This window comes from Fundicoccus sp. Sow4_D5, assembly GCF_052116365.1.
In the GTDB taxonomy this organism is placed as follows: domain Bacteria; phylum Bacillota; class Bacilli; order Lactobacillales; family Aerococcaceae; genus Fundicoccus.
In genome coordinates this window covers 109,315-127,271 of the sequence record NZ_JBQKLF010000002.1, presented here as the reverse complement: position 1 = coordinate 127,271, position 17,957 = coordinate 109,315, and the positions used below count along the sequence as shown (strand labels likewise).

The window sequence follows — 17,957 nt, the reverse complement described above, 5'->3', positions numbered from 1 at the left end:
TTTCGGTTTAATTTTTTTCTTTATTTGTTGTTGAAATTTGTTGGTTGTGCTTTATTAGTTGAGATTTATTGTTGGGATTTGCTGATTGAGCTTTATTGATTGAGATTTGCGCCGTTCGTGGCAATCAAGTCTTGATACCAATAGAAACTCTTCTTAGGTATCCGCGCTAAATTTTTTTCACTGGCTTCATCTCGATTAACGTACACAAAGCCGTAACGTTTCTTATAGCCGTTCAACCAACTTAATAAATCGGTGAATGACCACGCACAGTAACCGATCATCTCTACACCATCTGTCATTGCTTTTTGGACTTCCAAAATATGCGCTTTTAAATACTCAATACGGCCATCGTCTTGAATCGAACCGTCTTCTTCTAACACATCAATGGCTCCTAAGCCATTTTCAGTAACAAAAATAGGCAAGTCATATTCTGCATAGACTTCTCGCAGAGCAACTCTAAAGCCAACAGGATCAATCTCCCAACCCCAGTCAGTTGTTTTCAAATGTGGATTAGACACGGCTTCAAACATTGGGACTTCCGGTGACTGTGCTTGTTCTTCTTTGGGTTGCATTAAGTAAGGATCAATGGCAGAGAACTCTTTCTTCACTACATCCGTCTCGCTCGTATTCTCGATGCGGTTTTCACGAACAGTACCGCCGTGATAGTAGTTAATCCCTAAGAAATCTGGTTTGGCACTCGTTAATAAGTCATGATCGGCGGCTGTCACTTCTGGTGCAATCCCTAAACGACTCAATTGTTTATACATAAATTTAGGATAGGTTCCTTTACAATAAACATCCATCCACCAACGATTATTGGCTTCATGACTGTTGACTGCTGCCAGAATATTCTCTGGACGAGCATTCAAAGCGTAAGTCGGACCATAGCCAAAACTTGGGCCAATCTTTCCTTGCGGTACTAAGTCATGAAACAGCTGAATAGCTGCCGCATTCGCTAAATTAATGACATGATTGGCTTGATACATCCGTTTTAAATCTGACACATTTGGTGGATGACTTTCCCAACGATATCCCATCGCTGTAAAGACATTTTGTTCATTAAAGGTTACCCAGTACTTCACTTTATCGCCTAATGCTTCAAACAAAATCCGGCAATATTCTTTAAAGGCCGGTATCAATTCACGCGACTCCCAACCGCCATATTTATCCTGCAGGGCTTGTGGCAAGTCCCAGTGATAAAGGGTCAGCACAGGTTCAACGCCGTGTTGAATGAGTTCATCTACTAAGTCAATATAAAATTGCAAGCCAGCTGGATTAACAGGCCCTTCACCATCTGGAACGACACGTGACCAAGCCACTGAAAAACGGTAAGCTTTTAGCCCCATCTCTGCCATCAAGGCGACATCCTCTTTGTAACGGTGATAATGAGCAACCGCTACATCACCATTGGTTCCCATAAAGGTTTTGCCTGGAATTTTTGAAAAACTATCCCAGATAGAAGGCCCTTTACCATCTGTGTCGAAGGCACCTTCCACTTGATAGGCTGCCGATGCAGCTCCCCAGAGAAAATCTTTTGGAAATTCATCCAGTGTATCGTAAAACATTTAATGCTCCTCTCTTAATTCCGTTGCTTGTTTGATCAGACCTAACGCACCTCGCAAGCCCGCTTCGTTATAATATTTACAAGCCAATAGCTGACAACGCATGCCCTCCCAACTTGGGTCTTTATTTAATTGCGCTTCAATGGCAGGAAGCAAATCAGGATTAGCACTAATGCCACCACCTAATAGAATCTTCTCTGGATTAAAGAAAGTCGATGCATTAAAAATAACGGCGGCCAAATAAGCGAGCCATTGATCAAAGACTTCCTTGACCGCAGCGTTGGTTGCCATTTCTGACAAGATATCTCTGGCATCCACATGGACACTCTCGGCTAATTGCTTGTGGACTTTATAAGCTTTCACTAGCGCACTCGTGGCCGCTAATTCGTGCGTTGTTGTGTAAGGATTCTTCGACACATCGATATGCATCTGCCCAAACTCACCAGCCCTAAAGGTATTCCCCCGGTAAAGTTGACCATTTAAAACGATCGCCCCTCCAATACCAGTGCCAATCGTAATTAACAAAAAATTCTCCAGACCAACCGCATGACCACTCATTTGTTCTGCTAAAGCAGCACAATTTGCATCATTTTCAATCGCCATTGGATAAGTTTTATCCAGACCAGCTTGAATCCCGGCAAGAATATCTTCATCATACAGTTCATATAAAGCCCCAGCCGTTAAAGCATGCCCCCTTTTAGGATCAATAAAACCTGGCATACTCAGCCCAATCCCGGCAATCGTATAAGTTTCCTCATACAGTTTAATTTGTTCAACAAGCCTTTGATAAAAATAGTCCTTTGAACTTAGCGGCGTTTGGTAGTCGCCACTTGCTTGTAATTGCCCGTCTATACTATAGACAGCGTGCTTAATGAGTGTTCCTCCAATATCAAAGCATACATAAACCATGCTTAACCCCTCCAACTACTGATAAGTAAACCACTCGACTGTGACAGGTGTTTGACTCTGCTGACCATTCCCACTAGCATAAAGAGCTAGGAAGTTGCCAGTAAAGGCACCACCGACTTCAGTCGTTAGATATTTCACCTCTGCTTGACCTAATTGCGTCAAGTTATCTAAATCTGTTCCGTAAGCCATATGATAATCTTTCGGTGTCCCACTAATTTGTAGAATAATCGACTCACCCGTGTAAGCAGTTTGTGCTTGAACTCCGCTTAGTGGACCAATTTGTAAATTAGAGAAGACGACATTGCCTGTCTCAAGTCGTTTAACCGCAATGTTGTAATGATGCTTAGCATTCATAAAAATAGTCATACCCACTTCTTGATTCAATTCAAGTTCTGGTAGCTTCAAACTTGCGGTTGCTGTAAAGCTAAATTCTTCTTGACGACGGCCATACCAAGCCATTTCTTCTTGGCTCGCTAGGTTAACCTCATTGCCTAATAATTCTAACTGCCCATCTTGAGTTACTTTAATCAGCTCGTCATTTTTACTAAATAAGTAAGTCCAATTTAAATCATTGAAACTCGCCGGCCGTTCGTCAGTCTTATCCTCGCGTGAAGCAGGTAATTGAGCTTCGATTTCTGTCTCCAATGTCCCATTCTTTCCAAAGACTGGCCATTCGCCTTCTTCCCATGTGACAGGTGTTAAGGACACCTCACGTCCCAAGTTATGTCGCACTGGGAAAGCCGGTAAGGAACGGATGCCTAAGCAGACTGACCACCAAGCACCGTGTTGATCTTGGAATAAATCTGCATGTCCTACTGCTCGAATCTCATTGGCTAGTGAGCGGTTGGTTAAGACCGGATTGTGTTCGTATGACTCATAGGGTCCGGTTAAGTGACGACTGCGAGCCATCGTAATCATATGCTCGTAAGTCGTACCACCTTCAGCCAGTAACAAGTAGTAGTAGCCATCTTTTTTGTAAATATGAGGCCCTTCTGGATCACGACCACCTGAACCTGCCCAAATGTTCACGCGTGGACCTGTTTGTCCAGTTTCTAAATCAAGTTCACACACATAGATTTCTTGGTGAGTCCCGTTATAGTAAACGGTCCCATCATCATCTATAAATAAAGATGGATCGATGCCTGGCACATCTAGCCAAATTGGATCTGACCACTCGCCATGAATATCGTCCGTCCATAATAGGAAGTTCCCTGACTCATAATCACGCGTCGACACATTCGTACACAATAAGTAAAATCTACCCTTATGGTGTCGTAAGGTTGGTGCATACAGCCCTAGGGCATTGGGCATCTCATTCGATAAAGTTAACTGATCTGGACGACTGATGCCGTGGCCAATCAGTTCCCAATCTACTAGATTGCGACTATGGAAAATGGGGATACCTGGAAAATATTCAAACGTACTGGTCGCAAGATAAAAATCCTCGCCCACTCTACAAATACTTGGATCCGGATTAAAACCACGGATTACTGGGTTTTCATACTTCATATCTAAGGCTCCTCTTCATCACTAACTCTCTTCAATTTCTCTAAATGAGCAGTTAAACTGTTTGTTCTTCCGACATGACACTTCACTATAAGTCTATTTGATACCGTTTTCAGTTTGAACGTCTAAATTAGACTTCTTACCCTAAAAATTAGCTATTTAGCCTTTTTGGTGAATGAATGATGGGGATGGGAAAATAGTTGGTGGTGGAGGGATTGGGATGGTGAGTTGGAAGTGTGTGATTGGGAATAAAATGATTGGTGCAGTTTGGGGGGCTTGCTTTGTAAATAGTGCTTTGGAGGTGAAGGTGGGTGGGTGCTTGGGTGTCAGGAGGCCAATTTTCGTGTTTTCCCTGCAAATCTTCACATTTCGCCAAAATCCACTTCTAATGTGTGACTCAAATGCCCAGTCACACGTTAAAACAAGTTCCTACTGGCTGGGTGAGGATTCAATGTGAAACGCCATCACATCCAGGGATATTCTCTGAAAATCTTCATATTTCGCCAAAATTCAATTCTAATGTGTCGACTCGAGGTTTGAGTTAACACGTTAGAAGGGTTAACGTGTCGACTCAAATGCCCAGTCAACACGTTAAAACTTAAAAATTTTCTGCCGAAGCCTCCACGTGAAATTTCAGTAACAAATTTTTCATATTTTACACCTAGTGTCCTTAGTTATTTAAACTTGAAGACACTATTGGCCTCAAACAACTACTCTTTAATAAAATTTGCCCCCGCCCCACTAGAAAGCATTATAATCTCGCCAGTCCCTCCCCACTTACAAAAATATATCAGCCAATCATGAGACTCTAATCACAGCATCCTCACTTTTTCCTATTCTTTCTCCCCTTCCATACTCTTGCACTATGTTATACTATGGGATAGAAAGCGTTTTTTTTAAGATATTCAACTAAAAGTAGGTGATACAATGGTAACGCTAAACGATATTGCAAAGGCTTCCGGCTATTCTCCAGCGACTATCTCTCGCTTGTTTAAGAACGACCCAAGCTTGTCGATTCGGCCACAATCTAAGAAAATTATTTTTGATACTGCCATGCAACTTGGCTATCCACTCGAGAAGATTAATTTTGCATTCGATAGAGTACTGCTCCTGTATTGGATTTCAGAGAATGAGGAACTTCAAGATGAATATTTCCTAGAAATGCATCAGCAACTGGACCAATTTGCCCGAAACAAACATTTCTCACTGACCATTCTACGAAAAGGAAAATTAGATCCACATTACTTAAGAACATATGATGCTTTTATTGCGGTAGGTTCCTTCAGCATGCTTGACCTTGAAATACTAGAGAAAAACTTCGAATACGGCGTCTTTGTTGAAGCACAACATTTTCAGAATAAATTTGATACTGTCAATCCTGACCTGGAATATATCACCAAGAAAGCGATTCGTTTGTTTCTCGATAAAGGCTATCGTAAGATTGGTTTTATCGGTGGATCGTATTTCTCACCTGATCACTCAGTAGAATCTCGCGATATTAGAGAGAGTTATTTTCGTCATTATTTAAATTCTTATAACTTATTACAAGAGAAATATATTTTTTCAGGCGGGAAATTCTCGATCGAGAGTGGGAGAAAATTAGCCAATGAGATGCTGCAATCTTTAGAGAAGGATCCATTGCCCGAAGCCATCCTAATCGCTTCGGACACCATTGCGCTCGGAGTGCTACAGATTTTGGAACAACATCATGTAAAAATTCCAGAAGATTTAGAGATAATCAGTATTAATAATAAGGCACCTTCTCAAGATAACCTGCTAACTTTGGCGAGTTTTGCAATAGATATTCCAGAAATCGCACGGACTGCGATTAATTTGCTATACGAACAACTAACGAGCCATAGAAAAATCAGCAAAAATGTCTTAATAGGCTCGATGCTATCCGAAGGTGATAGCTTCCAAGCCTAATCCACGCCGTGAACCATAGCAATTTACAATAAAAAGCCCAGACAGAGTTAGAACATAATCTAACTCTGCCTGGGTTTATTGTTTTCATTCAATGTGTCGATCATTACCAATGATTTTCACAAAAAACTTAACATTCACCTATTTAACCAGTTATTTATAAAACCTATCTAAACATATCGTAACGACCAGTATGCAGATGACGGATCGAGTCTCCTCCAGGTAAAGGTGGTAGACCCAGTGAGTCCTCACGACTGAATGCCTCTTTTAGCCCGGCGGTCCACTGAACGTAATCAATATTTTCAGCCGTTAATTCATGGAAAATTTCATGCCCCCTACCTTCAACCACTTTCTTAGCAAACTGCGGATCAATTAACGTCCCACGTCCTACGACTACAATATCAGCTGACTTTTCAATAGCGTCACGTGCACTCTCTTCACTTAATACGCCACCCACCGCTAATAATTTAGTATCATCATCCAGCACTTCTTTAAACAGCTCCGTGAAAGTTTTATCCGTTCCTTGAGGCGAAGAAGCATAGCCACCATATAGGGACAAATGAATGTAATCTAATTCATTTTTTACAATTTCAGACACTAATTGAGTCGCTTCCTCATAAGTGTAGCCAACATTTGGCTCATGAATTTCTTCTGGACTTAGACGATAACCTACAATAAAATCGGCAGGTCCTGCTTCAGCAATGACTCTTTTCACTTCTTTCACTACTGCTAAGGGGAAAGCCATCCGTTTTTCTAGGCTGCCACCCCATTTGTCCTCACGAACATTGGAAAAAGCTGAGAAAAATTGTTGCAGCAAATAGTGATTAGCTCCGTGAATCTCGACACCATCAAAACCTGCTTGAATCGCACGTTTAGTTGCACGACCGAAATCTGCAATAATCTCGTCAATCTCGTCCAAAGTTAATTCACGAATTGGATACTTTAAGAATGAAAAATCAATCCCACTCGGTGCAACAACATCTTCTCCACTAACCGCTCTACCTCTAGCTTCACGTCCGCCATGATGAATTTGTAAGATTGCTTTATTGCCATCTTTCTTTAAAGCCGCAGCCAATTTGGTTAAGCCTTCAAGATGGGCATCTGAATAAGCACCTAATTGTTCCGGATAACCAGGAACATAAGCTGGTCCGCCATTCTCACTCACATAATGAAACTCTGTTAACAACAAACCTGCCGCTTGAGAACGTGCTGAATAATAGCGCAGTGTATCGTCCGACACAAAGCCGCCGCGTCTTCCAGAATGCGACTGCATGGGGGCCATCGCGATTCGATTGGATAATTCTGCACCATGACGTAATGTCACTGTATCTGTAAGTTTTTTCATTGATTAAGCTCCTTTTCATTTATAAACGCACACAATTGTCACGCTGTCACATCGACAATCTTCGATGTATCCTGATAAAAATTTAGCACACTGTTCCAACAATGTGCCTACAACTCTTGGCCTATATAATCTTGTAACTTTGCTATCGTCTCTTCATTCCGACGATAATATGTCCACTTTCCGATTCGAGTGACAATCAGCAAATCCGCCTGACTCATCATTGACAGGTAATGCGACGTCGTCGACTGCGTTAATCCTAACAAACGTTGAATTTCACTCACACACACGCCAACTTCACGCATATCAACACCCGATTCATGGACAAAATAGTCCTCGGGATTTCTCAGCCAAAAGATTATTTGTAGACGGTTCTTATTTGCTAAAGCTTTAAAAATTTCGATCGTTTTCATAAGATTACCCGAATTCCTTCATATTATACTCATTCCCGTTGTAAATACCTTTTTCAAAAGATAAAACAACTGTGCGACTAGCTCTTCATCCGACAACAACTTCTAATAAGCCACAAGGCCGACGATTACCCAAAAATGAAACCTGTTTGCTTATCCTTTCTTGTTTATATTTATACTTTCATTATATCTATCATCATCGATATGTCAATTTCAACGCCTTCATACAATATCACCCTTAAGCACCGAATTCGTCCAAATTAAAAAGAACTCTTACAAGGCAAATTAAACCGCCTTGTAAGAGAATCTCTCAAACTTCTTATGTTTTACTGATTAATACCTTTACTTCAAACGCTTGTAAATCAAGTGACGTCTCGACTTCTTGCCCTGTTGAAACATCCACCAAATTGGGAGACAATTCAACCGATTGAAGTTGATTAGAAAAATTCATGGCGAAATAATATACAGTACCATCAATTGCTTCGCGCGTTTGAACTGACACATCTTGCGATGTTTTAGTTGAACTGTTGCTCGAAATATTCAGTTGCTCCAACAAATCAGTATAAAACGTCGCTAAGAAATCATCACCTGTTCGTGCACCAATGTAATATGCTTGCCCGTCTCCATAATGATTCACTGAAACTGCAGCCTCACCTTGATAGAAATCACTGCCATAATAAGCCATCGCTTCGGCACTAGTCCTTTCAAAAACTGTCGCATAATCATGGACTTGATAGGTAGCGTCACCTAAAAGCAGTTGATTGGTCTGACTCGGATAATAAACATCCGTTTCATTAATGATCACGCCTAATAGATCTTGTAGACCTGCTAGTGTTCCACCTTCGTATACTAAATCTGTCTCATTCGCCATGCCAGACAAGTATGTATATACTACCGTCCCACCCGATTTAACGAACGTCTGGATTTTCTCCAGTAAGTCCTCAGAGTGTAAATAAACCATTGGCATAATCAACAACTTGTATCCTTCAAACGCATTATTCTTCGTAATCACATCAACATTCACATCTTGCTGCCAGAACGGACGGTAATGATCATGTAAAGTACGGTGATAATGCATACCTGTCTTTGAGAAGCCTTGAATATCTTGTAAGGCCCAGTCATTCTCCCAATCATAGTAGACAGCTACTTCAGACTGTTTCATACTACCCACCAGGCCATCCAATTCAGCCATGCGTTGCCCTAGCGTCGCTACTTCTTGGTAAACTCGATTGCGTTCAGGTGGAACGTGCCCAATGACCGACCCATGGAATTTCTCCGAAGAACCTTTGGATGCACGCATTTGGAAATACAAAACACTATCCGAGCCATGCGCTAATAGTTGCATTGACGCCAATTGATGCATGCCTGGACGCTTAGGTCGATTGACATCATGCCAATTGACAAAGCTAGGGGATGATTCCATGATTAGAAATGGTTGCTCTTTTAAACTACGATATAAATCATTGATGAAGCCAACTTTTAACGCTAAGTTTGCCTCTGACTCCCAATCATTATGCCAAGCAGGATAACAGTCCCAAGTAACTACATCCACTACTTGAGAAAATTTGGAATAATCTAATGCTTGAAACGGAATCAGATGCTCCGTATCAGCCATAAAGTTAGTCGTAACAGGCACATCGTCAGAATATCGTTGTAAGGCCGCTTTTTCATGTAAATAGAAATCAATCGTTTGATCCGTAACGAAACGACGCCAATCTAAATTGAGAGCATGGACGGCCATTTCTCCCACTTCTGTTGGTGAGTGAATCTGCTGCCAGTCCGTATAGGTGTGGCTCCAGAACGTATTCCAATACGCTTGATTCACAGCTTCGAGCGTACCATACTTCTCCTGCAGCCAGTGTCGAAAAGCTGATTGACATTGCTCACAATGACATTCTCCTGAATATTCATTGGATAGATGCCACATCAATAAACTCTCTCGCTGACCATAGCGTTCCGCTAATTTTTCATTAACTATACGCACACGTTCCCGATAATTCACAGAAGTAAAGCAATGATTGTGTCGACCTCCAAAGAGATTCCTCTCTAAACGCGAATTCACTCGCAAGACATCCGGATATTTACTAGCTAACCAATTAGGGCGAGCACCGGAAGGTGTTCCTAAAATCACCTTTATCCCATTCTCTTCAGCCAAATCAAATACTTGATCTAGCCAAGCAAAGTTAAAGTGGTCTTCTTCAGGTTCTAATATAGACCAAGCAAACATGCCAACTGTGACTGTATTAATATTCGCTTGCTTAAAATAAGCAAAGTCCTCTTTAATTGTTTCAGGTTGTGTTTGCCACTGTTCTGGGAAATAATCTCCACCATGTAATAATTTCATTTGTCTTTCTATCCTTTCGTCCCACCTGCTGTTAGTCCTGATACAAAGTTTTCTTGGAATAACAGGAATATGATTACTACAGGCACACTAATCAAAATAGAGCCTGCCGCAAACTTAGTATAACTAGCTGTCATTGGATTGGTCACTAACTGATACAAGCCTAATGGTAATGTGTAACTTTCAACATTTCTCAATACAACCGATGATAAGGCAAAGTCCCCTAAGGGCCCGGTGAAACCATTTATAGCAACTACCGATAGCATTGGTTTCGATAAAGGAAGCAAAATATTCATTAATATCCGCGTCGGACTAGCTCCATCGATTTTGGCACTTTCATCCAATGATAAAGGAATCGTATCAAAATAGCCTTTCATTAAATAAGTATTCATCGGAATCTGTCCGCCTACATAAATAAAAACTAAAAAGAGATGATTATTAATCAATCCAAGCATTTGCCCTAAGACAAATATGGCAATAAGTGCCGAAAATTGGGGAATCATCTGCAGTAGCATAAACAACATGAGGCTATTCTTGCGTCCCTTAAAACGAAACCGTGAAAAAGCATAAGCTGTAAACGTAACCGAGATAGTTGATAATACCATCGTTGATAAAGAAACAATAATCGAGTTTTTAAACCAATTCAGATACTGCAGCGTGCCTTCATTCTGAAATAAAGCTTGATAGTGTTCCGTCGTCGGATTTTTAGGTATCATGCTCGTACTTATTAGACTATTACCCGGATTAAAACTAGCTCCAATCGTCCATAAAATTGGGTACAGAATAATGACGATAACGATCGAAATAAGCAGATAAGAGAAAAAGAGTGAACTATTAAATGGTTTTTTCCTACTATTTCTTACTCTACTTGTCATTATTGCACCTCCTTAAATGAGTTTGAACGTCTGAATTGCCATAGGGCAATGATAATCACAAAGATGGATAATAGAATGGTTAATGCTGCAGCCAAGGCATATTGGCTATTCTGCATGGTCAGTTTATAAATCCAGGACACTAAAATATCTGTTCCGCCTGCATTCGACCCGAGCACCGCCGGCCCACCACCGTTGAATAGGTAAATAATATTGAAATTATTAAAATTAAACGTATATTGTGTAATGATAATCGGTGTCATTGAATAGAGAATGATCGGCAATGTAATCCGTCTAAACTGCTGCCAAGCGCTAGCGCCATCCATGACGGCTGCTTCATATAACTCTTCAGGTATTGACTGCAAAGTCCCAGTCGTCACCAAGAAAATATAAGGGAAACCGAGCCAAGTCTGAATTAACAACAAGGCGATTCTCGTCCAATTAGGATCTGTCAGCCAAGAAATTGGATCAATACCAACACTCGCTAAAATTTGATTATTGATTGCTCCAAAAGAATCATTGAATAATCCCCCAAAAATAAGGATTGTCACAAATCCTGGAACAGCCCAAGGTAACATAAAAATTGTGCGGATGAATTTCTTTGCTTTCATTCGTTTCTGGTTTACAATAACTGCCAATAAAATACCTACTGATACTTGTAATGTAGAAGCCGCTAACGTCCACACAACCGTCCAACCTAATACATTCACAAAAGTATTTCGCCAAATATCAACAGAAAAAATCTTGGCAAACGTCTCTAAACCAACCCAATCGGCCAAATTAGCCGGTGCAGAATGATATAAATCATAATTAGTAAAGGCTAGAGAGACTGTGAACAAAATAGGAAAAATAACTGAAAATAATAACACGAAGAAAGCTGGCCCTGTTAATAAGTAAGGATAGCCTTCGTTTAAAATCGCGTGGTAAGTACCACGAATTGAGTTTACCTCTTTGCCTTGGCTCAAACGCTGACCATTGAGATAAGCATCTCGAATATTCAAGACATAGAAGATGACAGCAATGCCAGTAATAATTAAAGCAACTAAGCCTTCTGACAATAAAAAGATGGAGTTATCTCTGGGAACCTCCGTTCCCAGAGTAGCTAAACCCCAAATGCCAGTTTGGAAAAAGTCGCTAAAGACAAGTGCAAATGCTGTAAAGAGACTAAACATTATCAAGCCTTTTACATATTGCCGATTATAGAGTTGCCCTAAACCAGGGACCAAAGAGAGCATGGCACTGACAGGTGCTTTTGTGTCTTTCATTTACTTCCACCTCTTCCAATCTACCACTTTTACTGTAAAGCTTGATTCGTCATAATGATTTGTTGTACAGCAATATCTAAAGCTTCTTGAGCGCTTGATTGCCCATTCATCACGATTTGTAAAGCTGGGTCCATTGAGTTCCAAACTTCGTTCATTTCAACAATCCCTGGAACTAATTGGGCATGCTCAGATTGTAAGGCAATCGCTTCAGCTGCATCATTCTCAACGACACTTGGGTGGTCAGATAAAGCCAACACCGCTGGTACTTCTAATGTTTCTTCATAACGCACTAATGAATTTTCTTCATTGGTAATAAATAAAAGGAACTCTTCAGCTAACTCTGGATTCTTGCTATATGATGAAATGTTATAACTCTTGACGCCAGCCACAGATTGCATATGTTCACCATTTGGTAAGATTGGCAATTCTTTAACCCCAAAGTTTAAACCGGCAGAAGTGAATGGTTCTAGGTTCCATGGTCCTGATATTATAGCTTGAACACGACCTTCAACAAATAGAGCTTCTATGACATTAATGCCTTGCTCACCGATGATACCATCAGGGAATAAGCCTTCTGTATAAAATTTAGACACGTAATTAACCGCTTCTACCGCTCCTTCATTATTTAAGCCGATATCTTCCGGCAAATAATTACCATTCTCATCTTGGTTGAAAATGTAGCCATCATAACCACCAATGACTCCCATTGTATAATATAGCTGATCAAATAAAGCTAAGAAGGCGAAGGACTCTGCCGTATTATTTTGTGACAGTTCATACCAACCTTCTAACGTGTCAGGCAAATCTTCCTCAGCAATCAAATCTTTATTATAGAATAATATTTGAGTCTCAACTGATTTAGGTAAACCGTACAATTTACCATCAACTATTTGTGATTGAATAGAAGATTCAGTAAAACTAGCTTTGACATCGTCATCTGCATTGACTTCTTTTACTAAGCCTTCAACAACCGCTGTCCCAATTTGATCTGCTGGCATTGTGAAAACATCTGGTCCTGAACCTGCTGGCCCGTCTAAACGTAAATCCTCCAATTGCTGAGCATAGGTTTTTTCAATCACTAGAATATTCACGCCATGTTCTGCTTCAAACTGCTCGACTGCTGCTGTGATACCATTACTTTTATAAACATCTTCCCACACAACTAAATCATATTCCTCTTGTGCCTTTACTGGACTTACCGCAACGTTTGACAATAGACCTCCCAAAGCTAACATTGAACCTAACACTACTTTACCGAACTTCTTCATTTTTTCCTTCCTTTCCTTTACCACTAAATGTAATCGCTTTCTACATCCTTATCATAGCAAAAGAGTTTCCTTCTTTATCAAAAAACAGCTAGCTTTTTTATTTTTTAGTAAATTTATTTACTAAGCGCTTTCAACAAGCGCCATATCGCCGATCTAAAGACGTATTTCAAGGCAGCACAAAGAGCCATAAAACTCCACTTGATACGAGTTTAATGGCTATTCATTAAATTATTTTTTAAAAATAAACACAAGCAGTGGTATTAGAGTGAGCTCGGCTGATTATCAAATGCTTGCAGTCTTGTTTAGAATTAAGGCTTTCATGCAAACAAAACCAGATCAATGTCACTCAAGTGCTATGGACCATCCTACTTCCGTTTCATTCCGTTAGGACCTCTCAAGCAACACTCCCACACTTTTAGCCCCAGCCTGAAGAACAGCACACACTAGAAAAGCCAAGCAAACCAACCTAGCCCTGTCAAACCAACCTAACCAACCTAGCCAACCAACCGTCACGCTACTTCATCGTAATCTTACAGACAACCGGTAAATCACTACGTAGCTCCGGACATTGAATATGCAAACCCTCGTGATCTTTAGTCCACGAAAGCTCCCCCTCATAACCCAGTACTTCAACAGCTTGAAGAATACCGTGGAATTCAGGTTTATTTTGATCAGCAGATTCAGCGAGTGAACGAATCACCACTGTACCATCTGTTGGTGCCTCTAATACAAAAGCATACAAGGCTTCCGCTTTAACAGTAAAACGAATGTCTTCAGACGTATAAGACTTCACATTAGCCTCTTGGAATTGACCAGAAAAGACTTCCGTTGGCCCCTCACCAGACTGACGCCAAGGCTTGCTATCATAAATTCCTTCCCCATTGACTGCCAGCCAAGCGCCAATATCTTCTAAAATCTGTTGATCTTTTGCTGGAATCGAACCATCACCTTTGGGCCCCACATTCAATAATAAGTTCCCATTTTTGCTGACAACTTCAATTAAATCATGAAGAATCTCCTTTGTCTCTTTGTAATCCAAAGTAGACGTGTAACACCATGAGTTTCGAGCAATTGCCGTATCCGTTTGCCAGTAAAAGGGTTGAGCTTCCGCAAATTTCCCGCGCTCAATTTCAACAATGCCGCTACCAAACATCATCGCATCATGCTTATAACAAATACCCACGGGCTTGCCCCACTCAATGCCACGATTATAATAATAGGCCGCTAGCAATTGTAAGTGTTCTTTGAATGCATCATGTTGAATCCACCAATCAAAGTACAATAGCTCCGGTTGGTAATTGTCAATCAATTCTACCGTTCTAAATAACCAATCTTCTAAATACTCTTCACTTGGATAAGGCTGACTAAATAAGTCTTGATTATCCGGCTCCGGCATAGCTGGCCAATAAAAATCCCCTTTTTCCATCGGATCTTTGATGTCGCTGTCAAATTCTTGACCATGTCCCATAAAGAACCAATGCTCTGCCCGATGGGACGACGTACAAAAATGTAGATCCACCGCTTCAAACGCAGTCTTTAATTCCCCAAGAATATCCTTCTTCGGTCCCATCTTCACCACGTTCCAATCAGACAACTGACTATCATACATTTGAAAACCATCATGATGTTCGGCGACTTGGAAGACGTATTGAGCGCCCGCCCTTTTCAACAAGTTCGCCCATTCCTTCGCTGCAAATTTTTCCGCTGTAAACATCGGAATAAACTCTTTATAACCAAATTCTTTATGCGGTCCATAAGTTTCCACGTGATGCGCAAACTCAGGATGGTCCTCAATATACATGTTCCGCGAATACCATTCATTATTAAAAGCCGGCACACTATACAAGCCCCAGTGAATGAAAATCCCAAACTTGACACCCTTGAACCAAGCCGGTATCTCAAACTTACCTAAAGACTGCCAATCTGGTGTATAAGGCCCCTGATTGGCCACTTGTTTAATCTGATCCATTGTTATCATCGGTTAGTCTCCTTTATGCCCACAGTTTCAAGCCATGTTTGTGCAATTAACAAATGCCCTGCCAAAGAAGGATGCACACGGTCGCTACTTAATACGTAAGACGACTGATGATGTAAAAACTCGTCCACCTTCGCCTGAACATTGCCATAGGAAAGTTGATATTCCTCCGCTAATTTTTCAACAACGCCCCGATAAGCATCAACTCGCTGACGCATCGCATCCTCCAAAGAACTCTCCACCATAAAAGGCGACAACAGAATCATCCCCTTCACTGTCGGTAAGGTTTGGTCTAACAAACGGCGGTAGCAAGCTTCAAACTCCGCGATAGACACAAGCGGCACTTGGGCAAACGTCCCATCGAAATGACGCCAGACATCATTCACACCAATCATGACCGTGATCCAATCAGCATTAAACGCCAAAGCATCTGCTGACCAACGCTGCTCTAAATCAACGATTGTATTGCCACTTACTCCCCGATTGACCACCATTAACTCTTCTTCTGGCAACAAGGCCGTCGTATACGCATTCAACAGATTTACATAACCGTCTCCCCATGAACCCCAACCTGCCGGCATCGCCTCATATAAACGGTTACTATCGGTGATTGAATCACCCATAAATAAAAGTCGATCGCCCTTGTCAAATAACCATTGCCCCATCCTATTGACTACCCCCTCAAACTTAATAGCAAGAAGAGGCATGCCGACACTTTGGCATACCTACTTCTCAAATGATTCCACTTCCTCAGTCCAAAATAGCCCTCTAAACTTCTCGGCGCTAACTGATGAAGCTCTACGCTTAATCATTAAAACTTATTCTGTTTCACCAAATTCTTCTGCTACAAATTCACGTCTTTCATTTTGCTCCTGAGCATTTGCCATATCCACTTCTAAGACTTGTTCATAACCTAAGCCATTCGCAATATCTTGCATTTCAGCTAATAAAGTATTGAACTCTTCTTCGTCATTGGCAAATACCATGCGCCAAGAATACTCAACGATTGTTGATTTCACTTGATTACGTAATGTCGAAATTTCAGAACTATCTTCTGGAGCGACATAACTTGCACCTGGCGCTACTAAGATTTGATCATTTTCCTCTAAATACTCAACAGTAGATAAAGCCCCTCCCATGTGTTCAGACCAATCTTCTTGAACTGGATTCATATTATCGGTTAGGAAACTTTCCCACATCGTGTAGGCATAAGCATGTCCCGTGTTAGGGTTTGTATCAATCGGTAATACAGCATTGACATTTAACGCTGAGACGCCATCTTTATAAGTGCCACCACCCCATTCAGCTGGAACATCTGCATCACCATCAAGTAATGCTTGCTCACCAAACTCAGTTAAGACAGGTGTGTCATCTTGCATTTCCCAAGTTAAACCTTCAGGCCCACTACTTCCGCTCGTTTGAGCAGCATTCGACAGAACTCCTTCTGGTGAATATAACCAGTCAATAAAGGCAGCAATACGTTCTGGGTCTTCTGCATTTGAACCAATCCCGATAAATTGTGTTGCACCATACACTTCAGCACCATAAGAGAAAATCTCTTGATCTTGAATAGGTGCTAACATAAATCCTTTACCGTCGGTTAAGTTTGTTGTTGTATTATAAGCTGCTTGACCTAACCATGGCCACCAAGAGTAAAGCACTTGACCACTTTGGAATTTCGCAAATAATGTATCATAGTTTTGAGTCGTTGACTCTGGATCGACTAAGCCCATTTGATTGGCATCAAAATATAATTTTAGTGCTCGAATATATTCAGAATCACTATCTAAAATACTTTGATAATCCGAACCATCTGCTTTAGCAATAACAAAGCCAACCTCATCATAGCCATACAGTGTTAGCAATTGCTTCGCATTGTTCATGTAGTTACCGTCCCAGTCACCAAATAGTGAGAAGCCATATACTTTTTGCCCATCTTCAGTGGTTGGGTTCGCTTCTTGCATTTCTTTGAGGACTGGTAAAATATCTTCTAACGTTCCAATTTCTGGGTAATCTAAATCATCATATAAATCCCAGCGAATATATGCCCCATAGTTTAAGTCTAATCCTTCAGAAGGATCTGTGGATTTCAAGTTAGAAACTTGAGTTGGGAAACCATAAATACCATCTGTACCCTCATTTAGATTTTGAACTGCAGCATCAAAATTTTGCAGATTTTCCATACTGTCATAAAATTCACTGGCATCATATAATAAGCCCGCTTGAATCAATTCATTATATTGTTGCCCTCTATCAACGATGATTAAGTCTCCCAAATCGCCTGCGGCTGTACGTGTTTGGTATAAAGTATCCCCATTACCCGCAACGTTTGGCGCAATCACATTTAATTCCATATTGAATTTGTCTTTTACTATTTTGCCGAACCAACCTTCTTGAATCCCCATATAGTTCGCTAAACCATCAAAGACGTCAATGGTAATTGTTTCCGCGTATGGATTATCTTCGGTTACTTCCGTTGTGTCGTTAGCTTCTGATGCATCTGAGCCGCATGCTGCTAATGTCCCTGCCACTGTGATTGCTAATAAACTTGTTGCTGTTTTTCTAAGCCATTTACTCATTTTTT

13 protein-coding genes are annotated in these 17,957 nt (G+C 40.9%); 1 reads left to right on the top strand and 12 read right to left on the bottom strand.

Annotated elements, in window-relative coordinates:
• Window positions 1-92 precede the first annotated feature (92 nt).
• The 3 genes from ACTQ45_RS04915 to ACTQ45_RS04905 are packed head-to-tail and all read right to left on the bottom strand — an operon-like array spanning window position 93 to window position 3,980.
• Window positions 93-1,565 (bottom strand): glycoside hydrolase family 1 protein, encoded by a 1,473-nt coding sequence (locus tag ACTQ45_RS04915; RefSeq protein WP_441763098.1) that lies wholly within the window; start codon window positions 1,563-1,565, stop codon window positions 93-95.
• Entirely contained in the window at window positions 1,566-2,471 is a 906-nt protein-coding gene (locus ACTQ45_RS04910; protein ID WP_441763097.1) for an ROK family protein, read from the bottom strand.
• A 15-nt stretch (window positions 2,472-2,486) separates the two neighbouring features.
• Entirely contained in the window at window positions 2,487-3,980 is a 1,494-nt protein-coding gene (locus ACTQ45_RS04905) for a glycoside hydrolase family 43 protein (protein ID WP_441763096.1), read from the bottom strand.
• Between the two features lie 924 nt (window positions 3,981-4,904).
• Here ACTQ45_RS04905 and ACTQ45_RS04900 point away from each other — a divergent pair.
• Window positions 4,905-5,903 carry a substrate-binding domain-containing protein gene (locus ACTQ45_RS04900; protein WP_441763095.1) on the top strand — a complete coding sequence of 333 codons (999 nt, stop codon included), beginning with the start codon at window positions 4,905-4,907 and terminating at the stop codon, window positions 5,901-5,903.
• Window positions 5,904-6,066: 163 nt separating this feature from the next.
• Here the strand turns inward: ACTQ45_RS04900 and ACTQ45_RS04895 are convergent, their stop codons facing one another.
• The 9 genes from ACTQ45_RS04895 to ACTQ45_RS04855 all read right to left on the bottom strand — a co-directional run bounded on the left by ACTQ45_RS04895 (window position 6,067) and on the right by ACTQ45_RS04855 (window position 17,952).
• Window positions 6,067-7,245, bottom strand: coding sequence for an NADH-dependent flavin oxidoreductase (locus tag ACTQ45_RS04895; RefSeq protein WP_441763094.1), 1,179 nt, complete (start codon window positions 7,243-7,245; stop codon window positions 6,067-6,069).
• A gap of 107 nt (window positions 7,246-7,352) precedes the next feature.
• Entirely contained in the window at window positions 7,353-7,655 is a 303-nt protein-coding gene (locus ACTQ45_RS04890) for an ArsR/SmtB family transcription factor (RefSeq protein WP_441763093.1), read from the bottom strand.
• Between the two features lie 316 nt (window positions 7,656-7,971).
• Window positions 7,972-9,996: a beta-galactosidase gene (locus ACTQ45_RS04885; protein WP_441763092.1), complete on the bottom strand. Its 2,025-nt coding sequence runs from the start codon at window positions 9,994-9,996 to the stop codon at window positions 7,972-7,974.
• A gap of 8 nt (window positions 9,997-10,004) precedes the next feature.
• A complete protein-coding gene (locus ACTQ45_RS04880; RefSeq protein WP_441751548.1) occupies window positions 10,005-10,868 on the bottom strand; it encodes a sugar ABC transporter permease in 864 nt (287 codons plus the stop codon).
• Window positions 10,868-12,130: an ABC transporter permease subunit gene (locus ACTQ45_RS04875; protein ID WP_441763091.1), complete on the bottom strand. Its 1,263-nt coding sequence runs from the start codon at window positions 12,128-12,130 to the stop codon at window positions 10,868-10,870. Before ACTQ45_RS04875 ends, ACTQ45_RS04880 begins: the two co-directional genes overlap by 1 nt.
• A 29-nt stretch (window positions 12,131-12,159) precedes the next feature.
• Complete coding sequence (locus tag ACTQ45_RS04870; RefSeq protein ID WP_441763090.1) at window positions 12,160-13,398, bottom strand: extracellular solute-binding protein; 1,239 nt, start codon at window positions 13,396-13,398, stop codon at window positions 12,160-12,162.
• A 514-nt stretch (window positions 13,399-13,912) separates the two neighbouring features.
• The gene (locus tag ACTQ45_RS04865) at window positions 13,913-15,376 is read right to left on the bottom strand and encodes an alpha-L-fucosidase (RefSeq protein WP_441763089.1); all 1,464 of its coding nucleotides are present in this window, start codon (window positions 15,374-15,376) and stop codon (window positions 13,913-13,915) included.
• Entirely contained in the window at window positions 15,373-16,038 is a 666-nt protein-coding gene (locus ACTQ45_RS04860; protein ID WP_441763088.1) for an SGNH/GDSL hydrolase family protein, read from the bottom strand. The genes ACTQ45_RS04865 and ACTQ45_RS04860 overlap by 4 nt, the downstream gene beginning before the upstream one ends.
• A gap of 153 nt (window positions 16,039-16,191) precedes the next feature.
• On the bottom strand, window positions 16,192-17,952 hold the full coding sequence (locus tag ACTQ45_RS04855) for an extracellular solute-binding protein (RefSeq protein ID WP_441763087.1): 1,761 nt from the start codon (window positions 17,950-17,952) through the stop codon (window positions 16,192-16,194).
• Window positions 17,953-17,957: the final 5 nt, after the last annotated feature.

Excerpts from the sequence above, each read along its gene's own strand:
- ACTQ45_RS04915 (WP_441763098.1), bottom strand. The coding sequence starts at position 1,565 with ATGTTTTACGATACACTGGATGAATTTCCAAAAGATTTTCTCTGGGGA.
- ACTQ45_RS04910 (WP_441763097.1), bottom strand. The coding sequence starts at position 2,471 with ATGGTTTATGTATGCTTTGATATTGGAGGAACACTCATTAAGCACGCT.
- ACTQ45_RS04905 (WP_441763096.1), bottom strand. The coding sequence starts at position 3,980 with ATGAAGTATGAAAACCCAGTAATCCGTGGTTTTAATCCGGATCCAAGT.
- ACTQ45_RS04900 (WP_441763095.1), top strand. The coding sequence starts at position 4,905 with ATGGTAACGCTAAACGATATTGCAAAGGCTTCCGGCTATTCTCCAGCG.
- ACTQ45_RS04895 (WP_441763094.1), bottom strand. The coding sequence starts at position 7,245 with ATGAAAAAACTTACAGATACAGTGACATTACGTCATGGTGCAGAATTA.
- ACTQ45_RS04890 (WP_441763093.1), bottom strand. The coding sequence starts at position 7,655 with ATGAAAACGATCGAAATTTTTAAAGCTTTAGCAAATAAGAACCGTCTA.
- ACTQ45_RS04885 (WP_441763092.1), bottom strand. The coding sequence starts at position 9,996 with ATGAAATTATTACATGGTGGAGATTATTTCCCAGAACAGTGGCAAACA.
- ACTQ45_RS04880 (WP_441751548.1), bottom strand. The coding sequence starts at position 10,868 with ATGACAAGTAGAGTAAGAAATAGTAGGAAAAAACCATTTAATAGTTCA.
- ACTQ45_RS04875 (WP_441763091.1), bottom strand. The coding sequence starts at position 12,130 with ATGAAAGACACAAAAGCACCTGTCAGTGCCATGCTCTCTTTGGTCCCT.
- ACTQ45_RS04870 (WP_441763090.1), bottom strand. The coding sequence starts at position 13,398 with ATGAAGAAGTTCGGTAAAGTAGTGTTAGGTTCAATGTTAGCTTTGGGA.
- ACTQ45_RS04865 (WP_441763089.1), bottom strand. The coding sequence starts at position 15,376 with ATGATAACAATGGATCAGATTAAACAAGTGGCCAATCAGGGGCCTTAT.
- ACTQ45_RS04860 (WP_441763088.1), bottom strand. The coding sequence starts at position 16,038 with ATGGGGCAATGGTTATTTGACAAGGGCGATCGACTTTTATTTATGGGT.
- ACTQ45_RS04855 (WP_441763087.1), bottom strand. The coding sequence starts at position 17,952 with ATGAGTAAATGGCTTAGAAAAACAGCAACAAGTTTATTAGCAATCACA.